The sequence below is a fragment of the Dactylosporangium sp. NPDC051485 genome, from assembly GCF_040682015.1.
Lineage (GTDB): Bacteria > Actinomycetota > Actinomycetes > Mycobacteriales > Micromonosporaceae > Dactylosporangium.
Genome location: NZ_JBFAZW010000054.1, coordinates 1 through 14,529 on the forward strand (window position 1 = coordinate 1; position 14,529 = coordinate 14,529).

At 70.1% G+C, this 14,529-nt stretch carries 17 protein-coding genes; 7 read left to right on the forward strand and 10 right to left on the reverse strand.

The genetic code is table 11. From position 1 onward, the window contains the following. Positions 1-214: 214 nt before the first annotated feature. A complete protein-coding gene (locus tag AB0M46_RS27865) occupies positions 215-517 on the reverse strand; it encodes a hypothetical protein (RefSeq protein WP_363340535.1) in 303 nt (100 codons plus the stop codon). A 316-nt stretch (positions 518-833) separates the two neighbouring features. After that, the gene (locus AB0M46_RS27870) at positions 834-1,364 is read right to left on the reverse strand and encodes a hypothetical protein (protein ID WP_363340537.1); all 531 of its coding nucleotides are present in this window, start codon (positions 1,362-1,364) and stop codon (positions 834-836) included. Positions 1,365-1,659: 295 nt separating this feature from the next. Between AB0M46_RS27870 and AB0M46_RS27875 the strand changes: the two genes are divergently transcribed. Next, positions 1,660-2,031 carry a hypothetical protein gene (locus AB0M46_RS27875; protein WP_363340539.1) on the forward strand — a complete coding sequence of 124 codons (372 nt, stop codon included), beginning with the start codon at positions 1,660-1,662 and terminating at the stop codon, positions 2,029-2,031. Positions 2,032-2,307: 276 nt separating this feature from the next. Here the strand turns inward: AB0M46_RS27875 and AB0M46_RS27880 are convergent, their stop codons facing one another. The 4 genes from AB0M46_RS27880 to AB0M46_RS27895 all read right to left on the reverse strand — a co-directional run bounded on the left by AB0M46_RS27880 (position 2,308) and on the right by AB0M46_RS27895 (position 5,175). Then, entirely contained in the window at positions 2,308-3,528 is a 1,221-nt protein-coding gene (locus AB0M46_RS27880) for an FAD-dependent oxidoreductase (protein ID WP_363340541.1), read from the reverse strand. Continuing rightward, positions 3,525-3,719 (reverse strand): ferredoxin, encoded by a 195-nt coding sequence (locus AB0M46_RS27885; RefSeq protein ID WP_363340544.1) that lies wholly within the window; start codon positions 3,717-3,719, stop codon positions 3,525-3,527. The genes AB0M46_RS27880 and AB0M46_RS27885 overlap by 4 nt, the downstream gene beginning before the upstream one ends. After that, positions 3,716-4,630: a pyridoxamine 5'-phosphate oxidase family protein gene (locus AB0M46_RS27890; protein WP_363340546.1), complete on the reverse strand. Its 915-nt coding sequence runs from the start codon at positions 4,628-4,630 to the stop codon at positions 3,716-3,718. Before AB0M46_RS27890 ends, AB0M46_RS27885 begins: the two co-directional genes overlap by 4 nt. A gap of 80 nt (positions 4,631-4,710) precedes the next feature. After that, the gene (locus AB0M46_RS27895) at positions 4,711-5,175 is read right to left on the reverse strand and encodes a VOC family protein (protein ID WP_363340548.1); all 465 of its coding nucleotides are present in this window, start codon (positions 5,173-5,175) and stop codon (positions 4,711-4,713) included. 115 nt (positions 5,176-5,290) lie between these two features. Here AB0M46_RS27895 and AB0M46_RS27900 point away from each other — a divergent pair, with 115 nt between their 5' ends. Beyond that, positions 5,291-5,848, forward strand: a complete 558-nt coding sequence (locus AB0M46_RS27900; protein WP_363340550.1) for a CGNR zinc finger domain-containing protein — start codon at positions 5,291-5,293, stop codon at positions 5,846-5,848. Positions 5,849-6,066: 218 nt separating this feature from the next. Here the strand turns inward: AB0M46_RS27900 and AB0M46_RS27905 are convergent, their stop codons facing one another. Beyond that, positions 6,067-7,458, reverse strand: a complete 1,392-nt coding sequence (locus AB0M46_RS27905) for an MFS transporter (protein WP_363340552.1) — start codon at positions 7,456-7,458, stop codon at positions 6,067-6,069. 134 nt (positions 7,459-7,592) lie between these two features. Between AB0M46_RS27905 and AB0M46_RS27910 the strand changes: the two genes are divergently transcribed. Beyond that, positions 7,593-8,129 carry a TetR/AcrR family transcriptional regulator gene (locus tag AB0M46_RS27910; RefSeq protein WP_363340554.1) on the forward strand — a complete coding sequence of 179 codons (537 nt, stop codon included), beginning with the start codon at positions 7,593-7,595 and terminating at the stop codon, positions 8,127-8,129. A 100-nt stretch (positions 8,130-8,229) separates the two neighbouring features. On the opposite strand, the gene AB0M46_RS27915 is transcribed toward AB0M46_RS27910, so the two are convergent. After that, positions 8,230-9,174 carry an HAD hydrolase family protein gene (locus tag AB0M46_RS27915; RefSeq protein WP_363340556.1) on the reverse strand — a complete coding sequence of 315 codons (945 nt, stop codon included), beginning with the start codon at positions 9,172-9,174 and terminating at the stop codon, positions 8,230-8,232. A gap of 438 nt (positions 9,175-9,612) precedes the next feature. On the opposite strand from AB0M46_RS27915, the gene AB0M46_RS27920 reads away from it, so the two are divergent. The 4 genes from AB0M46_RS27920 to AB0M46_RS27935 all read left to right on the forward strand — a co-directional run bounded on the left by AB0M46_RS27920 (position 9,613) and on the right by AB0M46_RS27935 (position 11,977). Beyond that, positions 9,613-9,795, forward strand: a complete 183-nt coding sequence (locus AB0M46_RS27920; RefSeq protein ID WP_363340558.1) for a hypothetical protein — start codon at positions 9,613-9,615, stop codon at positions 9,793-9,795. Positions 9,796-9,825: 30 nt separating this feature from the next. Beyond that, entirely contained in the window at positions 9,826-10,449 is a 624-nt protein-coding gene (locus AB0M46_RS27925) for a helix-turn-helix domain-containing protein (RefSeq protein WP_363340560.1), read from the forward strand. Then, positions 10,446-11,702 carry an MFS transporter gene (locus tag AB0M46_RS27930; RefSeq protein ID WP_363340562.1) on the forward strand — a complete coding sequence of 419 codons (1,257 nt, stop codon included), beginning with the start codon at positions 10,446-10,448 and terminating at the stop codon, positions 11,700-11,702. The genes AB0M46_RS27925 and AB0M46_RS27930 overlap by 4 nt, the downstream gene beginning before the upstream one ends. Before the next feature lie 101 nt (positions 11,703-11,803). Then, positions 11,804-11,977 carry a hypothetical protein gene (locus AB0M46_RS27935; RefSeq protein ID WP_363340565.1) on the forward strand — a complete coding sequence of 58 codons (174 nt, stop codon included), beginning with the start codon at positions 11,804-11,806 and terminating at the stop codon, positions 11,975-11,977. A 4-nt stretch (positions 11,978-11,981) separates the two neighbouring features. Here AB0M46_RS27935 and AB0M46_RS27940 read toward each other — a convergent pair whose 3' ends face one another. Continuing rightward, positions 11,982-13,160: an acyltransferase gene (locus AB0M46_RS27940; RefSeq protein WP_363340567.1), complete on the reverse strand. Its 1,179-nt coding sequence runs from the start codon at positions 13,158-13,160 to the stop codon at positions 11,982-11,984. Continuing rightward, positions 13,157-14,236, reverse strand: coding sequence for an alpha/beta hydrolase (locus AB0M46_RS27945; protein ID WP_363340569.1), 1,080 nt, complete (start codon positions 14,234-14,236; stop codon positions 13,157-13,159). The genes AB0M46_RS27940 and AB0M46_RS27945 overlap by 4 nt, the downstream gene beginning before the upstream one ends. Positions 14,237-14,529: the final 293 nt, after the last annotated feature.

Here is a 14,529-nt window from a genome sequence, read left to right on the forward strand (position 1 = left end):
TGCCGTGGACAGCCGATGATGAGAGCGATCCCGTCGGCCACCTCGACCCAACCTGGCCGGGTTGAGGTCGTAGATCAAATTCTATAAGTAGCCGATGTGCGGGTACCCCATGCCGTCCCAGCGCCGACTGTGATACAGCTTCGCGGCCCGGCAGCACTCGTGAACACCGGAGACCGGGTATGCCAATGGGTGGCGGCGGTCGGCAGAGATTCGGCTACGGCGCCTCTTCCACGCCGTTGTCGGTTCCGCTGTCGGTGAGTGGAACCGATAGCATGCCGGGGAGCCGCCGGTCATAGCGTTCGATCTCCAGCTCTGCCTTGCGTAGCTCCAGCGCGGTCTGCCGGTTCTGCTCCTCAGCCAGCTTCGCCTTCGCCTGCTCCAGCTTGACCTTTTCCTTGGCCATCGCCAACTTGAACTTGTGCCGGCGGGACTGGAGGTGCTGGACGAACCCGGCGGCACTGCCGCCGAAGAGGAACAGGAATATGACGATGTACCAGAACACGTCGTCGAACATCACAGCGCCTCCGTAGGCCGGGCGACTTTTCCGGGCGAGTTGACGGAACCGCGACGCGGCAAGGCCACCATACGGGCATGCGTCAAGTTCGATGGCCCGAGAGACACCAAGTCATCACCGAGGGCCAGGGCGCTGGCGAGTACGTCGCTCGCCCCTCTGGAAATGTCCTGATCTGCCGCGAGGCGCGCGCAAACGTAGCGTGACGAGCCGGGCCAGCGCTCGGACACCCGCAACTGCCGATGTGCGGATGCCTTGAGCGTGGCTGATCGGGCCGGGTGGCGTCGGTGTCGTCCGCCTCTCGGTGCGCGGCTTGTTCAGCTCATTCGGCCGGAGGTGACCCTGTCGTCCGAGCTTCGGGCCAGACCCACTCACGGACCGATGGCTCCTCGTCGTCGGGTTCCTCCTCGACAAGTCCCATCTCGTAAGGGAAGCAGCGCAACTTGTACCGCCGGCCGTCGTGCTGTTCCGAGGTGGTCATTTGGTCGAGAACCTCAAGCAGACGCTCACGTTGTCCTTCTGGCAGCGCATCGATGTCGGCGGCGCCACCCTCCAGGAGTTTGACCGCTACGTCCGGATCAACCTCGTTGTCATCGCAGGTATCCAGCCACCACACGAGGTCGACGAGCAGGCCGGTGACGGTTTCCAGCGACGCCGGGTCCGGGTCACCTGCCGCGAGGCGGTGGCGCTGCTCGTCCGGAAGCCGCTCGATCACCCAGTCGATGCTCCGCCGGATCGAGGCCACCGCCTTCGGGTCGACCCGGTCGTCCGGATATTGACTCAGCCAACCAAGCAGATCCCTCACGAGACTGTGCAGCAGTCGGGCGAGCGCAGCATCACCATCGGTGCTCATGCCCCGCGACCATACCCGTGCCGCGCGCCCAAACAGCAACACTCGAACGACGCCGAGTGCGCACATCTGCCGCCGTTGGTGCGCGGCGGCCGGCCAGTGCTCGTCACAGACGGTGACCGGCTCGGCGAGGCAGAGGCTTCCTGTCCTGTCGATGGGCGGATACCGCGTTGGATGATCGGACCTGCAAGTCCGGGCTCGTCGATGGTCCGATTGAGACCGGTCCGAGAGAGAACGGGCGGGCTTTCCGATGTCGTGCCATACCTCGAAACGGTTGACGAATCAACGAGGAGGTTGGATGAACCGCATCCAAGAGCGGGTGACCACTGCCGCGATTTCAGCGGTCGCCACGTTTGTCGTCGTCAGTGCGGGCAGTGTGCCGGCGTCCGCGTCGCCGTGGGATCCGCACGTCCACGTGGTCGGGTCGGTCAGCTCGTGTGGGCCGTCGTCAACCAGCGGATGGGGCTGGTTCGATGCCGACAACGGTGAGAGCGACTGGCTGACGTGGGGCGCTGGCAGCACGTTCGGCTTCGACCTGAACCGGGTGCCGGCCGGCAGTTCCACCCAGGTGACGATCAAGTGGGGCGTCGCCGGCTGCACGGCGTCGGCCCGACGCGGTGTCAGCCGCCCGTTGATCGGTAGCAACGCAGCCATCGGAAACCTCGGTTGAGCATGTGGTGTCCCCGACGCTCGCCGATTGGGGGCACCACCATTCCGGCGCGCGCCTGGTCCGCACGGTACGCGCCACCCAGCGCCGAAACCGGTTGCGCAACGCAGCCGCTGTGCATGCCGGCCTCCCCCGTTACCGGATCTTCCCCCGCCTCCACGGCGCCATGGTGCCGGCACCGGCGAGTCCGGTGACCGGCTCCCGCGGCCCGGCCTGCCGGGCGCTCCTTTCCCCGCGGCCCCCACCCAGGATCGCGCGTGAGCTTCTCGTTGGCACGCCTCAGACAGGGAGGGGCGATGGGTCCATGCTGGTGAGACGGCGCTGGATCTCGGCGCGAAAGGGGGCGAGCCGGCTGGTCCGGTTGGCGGTGAGCGCGCCGACGAGTTGGCCGTTCCGGCGGTAGGTGACGACGAGGCGGTGGTTGGCTTCGTCGTGCTCGGCCGTCTCGCTGGTGTCGGCGAGGTGCGGCAGCCCGACTGAGCGCATTCGGACGCCGTACAGGTCGGACCAGAACGACGGCACTGGCCGGTAGCGGGGGGTGGTGTCGGGCTGGAGCAGGGTCTGCGCTGCGGCGTCGGCCTGCTCGGCGGCGTTGCTCCAGTGCCCGAGCGAGATCAGCTCGTTGCCGGCCAGCGGGTGCGGCCACCGGGTCAGGTCGCCGGCGGCAACCACATGCGGGGCGGGCCGTCCGTCGTCCCGGAGGGGCCGGCAGTACTCGTCGCAGACCAGCCCCCCGTCGGTGACCAGACCGGACCCGGCGAGCCATTCGATGTTCGGCTTGGCGCCGAGCGCGAGGACAGCCAGGTCCGCCTCGACGTTGGTGCCGTCGGTCAGTTCGGCTCCGGTCAGCTCGCCCCGGCCATTGCCGGTGAAGCGTCGTACCCCGGCGCCGAGTCGCAGGTCGACGCCGTTCGCCCGGTGCAGGGCGGCCACGAACCGCCCGACGTGCGGGCCGGCGGGCCCGAGCAGCGGCCAATCCCGGGGCTCAACGAGGGTCACCGCGACGCCGATAGCCCGGGCCGCCGCGGCCACCTCGCCGCCGAGGAAGCCGGCGCCGACGACGAGCAGCCGGCGGGCACGGGGCAGCGTCTCGGCCACCGCCGCCGCGTCGTCGAGGCCCCGGATGGTGTGTACGCCGGCCGGGGTCGTCGGGCCCGGCCAGGGCCGGGCGCGGGCGCCGGTGGCGAGCACCACGCCGTCGTAGTGGAGCCTGGCGCCGTCGGCGAGGTGCACCGTGTGGGCGGACACGTCGAGTCCGCCGGCCGGTACGCCCAGCCGCCATGTGACGTCGAGCCCCGGTGCAACGGGCAGCGTGGTCTGCTCGGGTCGCCACCCGCCGGTGAGCAGCTGCTTGGTGAGCGGGGGGCGGTCGTACGGCAGATGTGGCTCGTCGCCGACCAGCACGAGTTCGCCCGCGTAGCCGGAGCGGCGCAGTGCCTCGGCGGCGCGTAGCCCGGCGAGTGAGGCGCCGACCACCACGACCCGGCGCAGGGGGCTCATGGCCCGCCCACCAGATGAATGGCGCGGACGGGGCAGGCGGTGACGGCGGTACGCACCTTGTCGTGCTGCGACTGCGGCGGCTCCGGGTGGTACGTCAGGATCTCGTCCTCGTCGAACGCGAACACCTCGGGAGCGGCGTACACGCACTGTCCGTGGTTCTGGCACAGGTCAAGGTCGACGATTACGGTCATGGCTTGTCCGCCTCCAGGTCGAGGGTGGGGTTGAAGCGCGAGTACTTCGGCGCGCTCCAGGTGAAGGGGCTGGCGTGGTCGATCTGGACTACGCGCTCGACGTGGAAGTCGACCACCCGCTGCGCGCCGGGCAGCGGGACAGCCGAGTCCCATTCGACCTCAGCGGTCCCGGTGAGGTGCAGCGCCGTACCGGAGAGCCAGTCGACGAGCAGCAGGCCGGCGGCCGGGTCCTGCTGGAGATTGCCGAGCGTCATCATCATCGCGTTGCCGATGTAGTCCGGCCAGCGCAACCGGTCGGGCGAGAGCACCTGCACAAAGCCGGGGTTGCCGCCCCGGTGTGAGGCGTCGCACGCGCCCGCCGCGGATCGGGTGGCGACGAAGAAGGTGTCGGCCCGCCGGACGGTCTCCTGCTGGCCCGGGGTGAGCACCTCGCCGACGAGCGGTGGCGCGGGCGGTGGGGCGTCGGTGGCGCGCTGCGGGGTCCGCTGCTGGATGTACTTGGGGCAGTTGGCGTACACCTGCTCGGCCCTGACCCGGAGCCCGCCGGGCCTGGGTTGGCTGGCGCCGTTGAGCCGCATCCGGCGCCGGGTGCCGGGCTCGATCGCGATCGAGCCCACCTGGGCCGGCTGGGCGAGAGCGGAAGTGAGCGGATCACCGGGCACCGGTCGAGCTTCGATGTCGATGGTCCGCTCGTCGGGGGCGCTGATGAAACCGGCCGGCCCGGTGAGCAGGGTCGCCCACATGCGCCCGTCGTCGTCCGCCGCGCCGATGACGATCATGGGCTGCTCGGTCAGGAACTGCACGGCCGGCGGCGGCAGCGTCGCGCCGATCGCAAGGCGGGAATGCTCCGCCTGCTGGGCAAGTCCGGCCCGCCGCTGCGCGGCGAGTTCCCCGGGGTGGTACTGGGCCATCACAGCCTCTCTTCGACACGGGCGGTTGGAACGGCGGTGGCGCCGGCCCGGAGCACCTGGGCCGGCACCACCGGGCGGGCCTAGAAGAAGCCGCAGGTGGGAGCGCCGCTGACCGGGGCGGCGACCACGTCCGCGCCGGTCGGCGCGTACACCTCGAGCCGGATGCCGTCGGGGTCGGTGAAGAACACCCCGCCGGAGGACGCCCCCTCGCCGTGCGGAACGACACCGTCGTACGCGAACTCGGCGCCGAGCGCCCGCAAGGTCGCCTGGACGGCCTGCACCTCGGCGATCGTCTCCACCTGGAACGACAGGTGGTGCAGTCCGGGACGGTCGGTGGCGAAACGGCCGCCGGACTGCTGCCAGAGCGTCACGAGCAGGTGCCCGTCCCGGCCGAGAAACGCAAAGCGTCGCCCCTCCTCCGCGCCCTCGGCCTGCAGGTCGAGCCCGAACACCGACCGGTAGAAGTCGATCGAGCGGGCAAGGTCGGTGACGTTGAGCCCGACGTGCCCGGTCTTCAGGGCGGTCGGTGCGGTGGTCGTGGTCATGTGACACCTCCTGGCCGGCGCGCCGGATCCTTCCGACACTTCTAACCGGTGATAGCCACATTAAGGGTTAGAAACTCAACCGGTCAAGTTGCTCTCATGGGTTAGGGTGGTGGGCGTGAGCGACAAGGACCGGCCGCACGATCCACGCCCGCTCGTCGGGGAGCCGCTCGGTGTGGACCTGCTCAACACGATTTGGGTGGATGCCGAGGGACAACACGACCTGCTCGGTGACCTGGCGGGGATGCGGCTCTGGCTCGCCAGCAACAACCGCTCCCACTGGTCGACCACCGAGCCCGCCCGCCAAGCACTGCTCGTAGCCCGCGAGGCGATACGGGCCCACATCACCGACCCGTCCTCCCCGACGGCTCTCGCCGGCCTGAACGCCGTACTCGCCTGGGGCCACATCACGCGCAGCGTCGGGCCGGACGGGCCGGCAACCGTGGTGCGGGTCGACGACCCGGCACACGAAGCGGCCTGGCATGCGGCGGACAACTACCTCACCCTGCTGGCGGAGCACCCCGACCGGCTGCGGCACTGCGCCAACCCGGACTGCGTCCTGCACTTCTACGACACCAGCCCGAAGGCAAATCGCCGCTGGTGTTCGATGGCCGGCTGCGGTAACCGGGCCAAGGCCGCCCGGCACTACGCGCGCAGCCGGCGCATGGCCGGCTGAGCGGTCGGCGGGCCCATCAGGGCGGGCGTGTAGCCGCAGGCCGGGGCGGACCCGGGCCGCCGGCAGAAGCGCTTGTCGGGCGGCACTCATCGCCGCAGCCGGGGCGATGCCCGGTTCGCGGATAGGCCACGATCGTGCTGGTCGTTTCATGCTCGCCGCGGTTGGTGCGCACGGCGGGCGGGGCGCCGGTGGGATCGCCACCGGCGCCCACTGCCGGGTCAGTGGTCGGTGCGGTGGCTTGGCGTGAGGATAAGGGCTAGCAGAGCGGCGGCAGTGGCCAGGATGGCACCGGCGGTGAAGCCGCGGGTGAAGCCGGCCGTGGTGGCTCCGGTGATGCTCGCGGCAGCGATGCTCGATACCAATGCTGCGCCGAGTGACGCACCGAACTCGTGAAAGGTGCTGACGAGTCCGGAGGCGAGTCCGGATTCCTGTGGAGTGACCTGCCCCAACGCGGTGGCGGAGGCGACGACGAAGACGGCGCCGGTCCCTGCCGCGGCGACGCTGACCCCGGTCACCATGGCGACCGTCCCGTCCGATAGGGCGGGGATCGCCATGCCTGCCGCGGCAACGAGAAGGCTCAGGACGCCGAGAGGACGCGGACCCGTACGGCCGATGACTCGGCCGGCAGCGTTCGCCCCGAGCATGGTCGCGAGCGCCACGGGCAGGAAGAGCAGGCCGGCCTGCAGCGCGCCGTACCCCTGATGGTCCTGCAGGTAGAACGTGCCGAGGAAGAAGACACTGATCATGAGAGCGGTCGCGACGAGAATCAACAGCGTTCCGGTGGCCACCGGTCGGCGAAGCAGAAGCCGTATGTCCATGAGCGGGCTGGCGGCCAGACGCTGACGGGCGACGAACCCGCCGTAGAGGAGCACAGCGGCCGCTACGAGCATCAGGGTCGTCGCGCTGCCCCAGCCCCGGTCTGCCGCCCCGATCACCGCGTAGAGCAGGGATCCGGTGGCTGCTGTCACCAGCGCCGCGCCAGGCACGTCGAGTCGGTCCCGTACGCCCGCCGGCGGCTGTGGTGGGAGTTGCGTTCGGAGCATGAGCAGGAGTACGAGGCCCACCGGCACGTTGACGTAGAACACCCAGGGCCAGCCGGGTCCGGCGGTCAACAGGCCGCCGAGGAGGACTCCGAGTGCGGCGCCACTGCCGCCGAGTGCGGACCAGATCCCGAGGGCCTTGTTGCGCTCGTCGCCGTCGAAGATGGTGACGACCAGTGACAGCGCGGCTGGGGACAGGATCGCTGCGGCGAGCCCCTGCGCGACGCGACCGCCCAGCAGCACGGGCCCGGTGGCCGCGAGGCCTGCGGTCAGGGACGCGGCGGCGAACAGCAGGAGCCCGGTGAGCAGGAGGCGCCGGGCCCCGAACAGGTCGGCGGCGCGGCCCCCGAGGAGGAGCAGGCCGCCGAAGGTGAGGGTGTATCCGCTCACCACCCAGGTGAGGGTTCCCCGCTGCAGCCCGAGGTCCGCGCCCATATGCGGCAAGGCGATCGCGACAACGGTGACGTCCAGGATCAGCATCAGCTGCGCGATACCGACAAGTCCGAGGATCTTCCAGCGCTTCGGGTGGGGTTCGCGGGGCGGACTGGCTGCGGTCACGGACTCGACCACGACGATCAGCTCCTTCAGTAAGTCAAACAGATGTGTTCGAGTTGTGTCCGCTACGATAACTCGTACATAGGTGTTTGACTTGAAGGGGTTGCATGTCTCACTCAGGGGCCCGCAGGGCTGACGCCCGCCAGAACGTGGACAAGATTCTTGGCGCAGCCGTGGCCTGCCTGAGCCGGAACGCCGATGCCAGCGTGAGCGAAATCGCTCAGGCGGCCGGGGTGGGCCGGGTGACCCTGTACGGGCATTTCCCGTCGCGAGAGGCCCTCGTAGAGGCCGCGGTCATGCGAGTTCTGTCCGAAGGGGAGAAGGTCCTCGGGGGTCTGGACCTCACCGGCGACCCCCGGGAAGCGCTCAACGTCCTGATCAGATCAAGCTGGCTGCTGCTCGCCCAGGCAAGCGCAGTCCTGGAAGCGGCCCTGGCGTCGTTGCCGCCCGGACGGGTGCAGGAACTCCACGCCAAACCCGCACAGCGTGTCGACGACCTGATCCGGCGCGGCCAGGCCGAGGGGGTCTTCCGCACCGATCTCCCAGCCGACTGGCTGGTGAGCGTCCTGCACCACGTCCTGCATGGCGCAGCCCTCGATGTGGCCGCTGGCCAACTGGACCGGGCTGACGCACCGCATTTCATCTCCGAGACGATCCTGGCCGCCTACACACGGAGCGGCACATAGCAGCTGCGGCCGATGTGCAGCCGCTCTGCTCGTCGATCCCAGCACCGCCGTAGGGCCGCAGCTCCACGACGCTGTCCGCACCATCCTGGGCGGACGCCCGTCACCTGACGGCGGGCCGGGAGCCGCCCCGTCCGGCGGAACGCCGGTGCCCGACCTGCACCGGAACGGGACCGGCGCCGCCGGAGTTCAGCGGATCGGCTGATGTCGCGGTTGCGGCGATCCAGCGGGCCACGCCGTCGTCGGTGTTGGCGCCGATCACCTGTGTGGCGGCCGCGCGGACCTCGGGCGCAGCGTTCGCGACCGCCAGCGCGGTGTCGGCGACCGCGAACATCGGCAGGTCGTTGAGCTGATCACCGAAGCACGTCACCGTTTCTGCCGCTACCTCGGCCTTCAACGCAGCAACCGCGGCGGCCTTGGTACCGGAGGTCAGCTCCAGCCACCATTGCCCGGCCGAGTAGATGTCCTCGGCGAGGACGAAGTGGCAGCCGCCCGGCGCGTCAGAGAGCAGCTCGAAGAGTTCGTGCAACGGCTGCCGGTCGCCGATCAAGGAGACATAGAACACCGATGCCGCATCGATGTCGTCCCGGGTGGAAAGGGGCAGCAGCCGGGGATCGCCGGGTCGCGCACGCAGAAAGTTTGCCACTCCAGGGGTGATCCGGTCGGCCAGCCAGCAGGCACGGTCCCTGCCCTCCCGAATGACGTACACAATCGGTTGCACGAGCCGTGAACCCTCGGTAAGGCGAAACACCTCCTCCACCAACGCGGCCGGCAGAAACTGCGCCTGACGGGCCTGCCCGGTCACCGGGTCCACGACGACCACGCCGCCGTACGTCATGACCGGAAGCCGCAGCCGCAACGGCGCGGTCACGCGTGCGGCAGAGGTGTAGGACCGGGCTGTCGCATAGGTGAACAGTCCACCACCGGCGATGTACTCGTTGACCACGCTGACCGTGAACGCGCTCAAGGTCGCGTCTGGTCGAAGGAGCGTTCCATCAAGGTCGGAGACCAGCAGCTCTCGATGGTGTCGGCGCCCCAGCCCTGACATGTGTGGACCTTAGCAAGATCGGCAGAAGCGAGAAGGATCCCCACGGCCGGTCGCGACCCTCGCACCCCTGTACGACGCCGAGAATGCTGTGACCAGGGGGCGTGCCCGGTCCTCGCGCTGAAGTTCGTTCGTCCCGAACCGGTAAACCTCGTAACCGGCGAGGGTAAGGTCACGACTGGCAGCCACGGTTCGCGCGTACTCGTTGTCATCCAGCAACCAACGCTGCTGGCCGTCTTCGTCCTCACGTTCACTCGTAGTGTGTCTGGCCGTCGACCTCCAGCACGATTCGCCACCCCGACGTCCTGGCCGCACAACGCCGCGAACGTGCCCGCATCCGCATCCGCAGCGAACGCCAACAACGCTGGGGACGCCCACGATCGAAAGCCGCGTGACACTCAAACCCGGTGAACGTTCTTGGTCAGCGCACCAGCCAACCCGATGATCGGCGTCCGCGGCATCCACGAGGCCATCGTCTCCGCGTTCGGCGCCGCGCCCGCGAACCTTTCCTCCCGACTGGTCGCCCAGGCCAACGCCGCCCTCACCGCAGAACGCGACGAACGCGGCCGCGAACCAGATCAGGCGCAGAACCGACGTTACCTCATGTCACAAGAACTCTTGTGACATGACCGCCGGGCCGTTATCTTCCAATGCATGTCCAGTGAGTCCCGAGATTCCGGACCGTCACACGGCCCTGCACAACAGGACATCCACCTCGACCGGGCGCGGCTGCGCGCGCTCGCCCATCCGGTACGTCTGAACGTCCTCAGTACGCTGCGCCAGCGGGGGCCCTCCACCGCCAGCCGGGTTGCGCGCGAACTCAATATCCTGCCCGGCACGGCCAGTTACCACCTGCGACAGTTGGCGGCCCACGGGTTCATCTTCGAGGTGGTCGGGCAGGGGACGGGACGCGAACTCTGGTGGCAGGCCGCCCACCAACAGTCGATCCACGACCCGGCGGCGGCCGCTCCGGAGGACGAGCAGGCGAGTCGGGCCTACACCCGGGCCGTCGTCCTGGCCCGGGCCGAACTCCTACGCCAGGTGGCCGACGAGGTGCCGCTGCTGCCGCAGCAGTGGGCGAATGCCAGCGTCTTCAGCGACGTGCTGCTGCACCTCACCCCGGCGGACGCCGTTCGCCTGAAGGACGACGTCTTGGCGGTGGTGGCGCGCTACCGCGACCGGGAGACCGACCGCACCACCGCGCCGGTACCGCTGGCCGCGCAGTTCCAGCTGTTCCCGGTTCCCGGCACCGTGGGCCTCGAGCAGGACCCCTCATGACCGTCGAGAGGACCGCGCCCGCGCGACCCGCCTACCGCGACCTGAATGTCCTGAGCTGGCTGACCGCCTACACCGCCTCGGTGACCGGGGACCTGGTGTACTTCCTCAGCCTGACCTGGGCCGCGACACAGTTGGCCGGCCCTTCGCAGGCCGGCCTGGTCATCGCCGCCGGTGCGCTGCCCCGGGCCGTGCTCCTGCTGTTCGGCGGTGTCGTCGCCGACCGGTTCGGCCCGCGGCCGGTCGCCATCGTCAGCGACGCGACCCGGTGCGTGATCATTTTCGTGATGGCCTCGGTCGCACTCGTCGCGCCCCTGCACATCTGGCAGTTGGCGATCGTCGCGGCGGTCTTCGGCACGGTGGACGCGCTGTTCATGCCCGCCGTCGGCGCGTTCCCGCCGCGTATCGCCAAATCGGGCGAGCTGGTGCGGATCCAGGGCATGCGCCTCCTGTCCATCCGGCTCAGCAACGCCGTGGGCCCGGTGCTCGCCGGCGGGGTGCTGGCGGCCTTCGGCACAGGGGGTGGGTTCGTGACCTCCGGCGTGCTGTTCGCCGCGTCACTGCTGCTGCTCTTCACAGTACGGGTCACCGCCCGGCCGGACTCCGCCGAGCACACGGCGAACGGGAGACACGGCCTGCGGGACGGCTTGCGCTATATCCGCGGGCACAAGGCCCTCATGCCACTGATCGCGGTGGTGGGGCTGAGTGAAATGTGCTTCAGCGGCCCGGTGGGAGCCGGGCTGGTGCTGCTGGCCGACGAGCGCGGGTGGTCCACCTCCGGCATGGGATGGATCGCCAGCGCCTTCAGCATCGGCGCCACGGGAGCGTCGCTGCTGCTCACCGTGGGCGCCACTATCCCACGCGCCGGGCAGACCATCGGCCTGTCGCTGCTCGTCACCGCGGCGGCCACGGCCGCGCTGGGAAACGCCGGCACACTGGTCGCCGCGATCGTCTTCAGCGGCCTGGTCGGCGTGGCGAGCGGCGTCACCATGGCGGTCACGGGCGCCCTGGTCCAGACAGTGGTCGACCCCGACTACCTGGGGCGGGTGACCTCGGTGACCACGCTGTTCACGTTGGGACTGTCGCCCGTGCTCTTCCCCGCGGTCGGCTTCATCGTCGACCTGTGGGGCTCCGCCGTGTTCTTCACGGGGTGTGGCGGCATCTGTCTGCTCGCGGCGATCGTGGCGCTGACGGCCCGCGCGGTACGGGACGCCCGGCTGAGCTCCCCGGCGGCGTCGGCTCAGTCGGTGACCTGACGGCACGGCGCCACTTGCCCGGCCGCGCAGCACGCGTGCAACCTTGCGGGAGCGCAACAAAGTGGCGCCCGGCCGACACTCACGGAAGGTGAGATCTGATCGTGGCGAATCCTTCCGAGGACGAGGAAGGCCGCTACCTGGTGCTGGCCGGCTCCCGCCGGGCCACATCGCGCCACGTCATGCCGCAGGTTGTAGCACGATCTCACCGTGCCGACGAGCACGCGATGCGCACCGAGCCGGCGCGGGGGAAGCAGTCAATGCTGGCGGCCGGGTGAGCCCTCACGGGCTCACCGGCTTTGTGGGCCCGGGACTGCGACGAGGACCTCCGGCGGACTCGAAGCGGTGGAACACTCGGTTCAGGCCGACGAGGACGAGCGCGAACAGCGGCAGCCAGGCAAGGCGGTGCAGCGGCCAGGAGCCGTCGGGCTCGTCGAGCAGCCCGGGCAGCGGGCCGACGAGCAGGCCGGCGAACGTGACCAGCAGGAGCGCGGTCTGGTGCCAGCAGAACAGGGTCATTGCGTTCAGGTTGAGCCCGGCGACCGGCGCCCAGGCGGCCGGCCGGCGCAGCAGCCTGGCCAGCCACGGGCGCAGCAGCAGGAACACGCCGAGCTGTGCGAAGGCCAGGGCCATGGCGAACAGGGACGGCGGGTCGAGGTTTGACCAGCGGTCCCCGGGAACACCGACGGCGCTGGCCGGGTATCCGGCTCCGAGCAGCAGCACGGCACCGCCGAACACACCCAGTGCGAGCAGCACCGTCCCGGCCCGCCGGTCCAGGCGGCTCTCGGACAGCGCGATCCCCAGCATGTACGGCACCATCCATGCCGCCAGCACGGCGAGCAGCTCCCACCAGAGCGGCAGGCCGTGGGGTCGGACCGCGTCGGTCAGCGCGACCAGCGCCACCATCGGCAGCACAGCCCATGCCCCGGCCCGGACGACGAGCGGACGCAGCAACGGCGCAAACGCGGTCAGCACGATGTACACCAGCAGGAACCACAGCGGATGCGACACCAGTGAGCGGGTTACGTGTCGCGTACTGTCCGGCGCGCCGACGGCGGCCAGCAGCAGCATGGCTGGCACCCATACGGCGGCCAACGCCAGCACCGGCCGTGCCAGTCGGGAGAGGCGGAGACTCAGCCACGGCAGGGACCGGCGGTTGGCGAGGCCGCGCGCCGACGCGTATCCCCCGGCGAAGAAGAACGGGCCCAGCGTCTGCAGGAACCAGCTCGCCGGTGCCAGCTGCGGCGAGTGCGACAACGGGCTCGCGCCGTGCAACGCCGATGTGTGGTCCTGGTCGCTCACGACGGCGGAGACCATCCAGTGTCCGAGGATCACCCCGATGATGGCCACGGCCCGCAGCGCGTCGATGGTGCGGTCGCGGTGCGCGGGAGTGCCCGCCGCGATCCGTGCCGCCCATCCCCGGGCCGGAGACTCGGCGGTTCGGCTCGGTGCCATGGTCATTTGGCCCCCCTACTGTCGGTGCCGAACATGGCAATGCTGGTCAACTCGGCCTGCGCATCGGTCCCGGGGGCGAGGTAGTGGTCGTGGTCCGCCACGCCGTCGGTGCTGAAGACGGTTGCGCCGAAGTCGGGGTCCGTCGGCTGCGTGGAGTGGCCGAGCCCGAACAGTCGCAGGCCGGGCACCCACCGCATCACATCGTGGCGGGACATTCCGGCCCAGACGCGCGCGCTCGTGCCGAGCTGCGACACGTCGCCAACACCCATGCCCGGGCTGCCGAACACCGCGATGTCGGTCACCTGCCTCGGCAGGCGGTGCGCGGCGAGGCCGATCACGGTCGAGCCGTAGCTGTGCCCCAGCAGCGCGACCGTCGCTTGTGGACGGATAGCGGTCAGGCCGGTCACGAACCGGTCCAGTGCCGCGGCGCCGGTCCGTGCCAGGTCCTCCCGGGCGGCGGAGGCGTCCAAGCCGTCGGGTGCGTCGTAGCCGAGCCAGGCGACGACCGCGAACCGGTCGGCGACCGACCCGTGCCGGCGGGCGGCCTGGTAGAGGTCGGATGCCTGCACGGACGGCGAGCGGAACGGCTTGCCACCGACGCCGCGCCAGAAGTTGTCCGCCCGGTTGCCCCCGCCGGGCACCAGGACGGCGATGCGATCCGCCGTCGAGAGGTCACCGAAGACCTGCGCCACGTTGCCCTGGCCGCGCAGGTCGAACAGCAGGTACTGCCCCGACCGCCCCTGGTATGGCGCGCCGGCCGCGTCCATCGCCCGTTGGTTCGCCGCGTACCGCAGGGCCGGCGGCGCGCCGTCGAGGTTGCCCACCAGGCCGGGGTACGCCTCGGCCAGCTCCCGCTGCTCGACCGGATCGGCGCCGGCCAGGAACCGCTGGACGGTGGTGGGATCGTCCCGCTCCGGGTCGGGCAGGTGCCGGCTGTCCGCGCGCCACGCCTCGATGCCCTGTGGCGATGTCACCCGGACGACGTCCGGCACGGCCATCAGCGTCGCCGTCGCCGGCGCCGCGGCCACCGCGATGACCACCAGGACGGTGGCGAGGTTCAGGCAAGCGGTCGGACTCCTCACCGGTCACCACCGCGAAGAACGGCGTGCTGGTACCTGTGACTCGGCTGCGGCCCGACCAAGCGGAACACCGTCGAAGAGATCTTCACCGCGCGACTATACCCCGAGTATATAATCGCGGTATATACGCTCAGGATAGAATCTCACGGTATACACCGGGGTTATACAAGGCTCGCCTCGTCATCGGGCGCCCCGGCATCCTGGTGGGTGCAACCCAGACTCGGCCCAGCCCAGCCCAGCCCCTCATGGAGGCCGGAACCCCAGTCGTCGCGGCACTCCAGGAAGGCGGCGTCTAG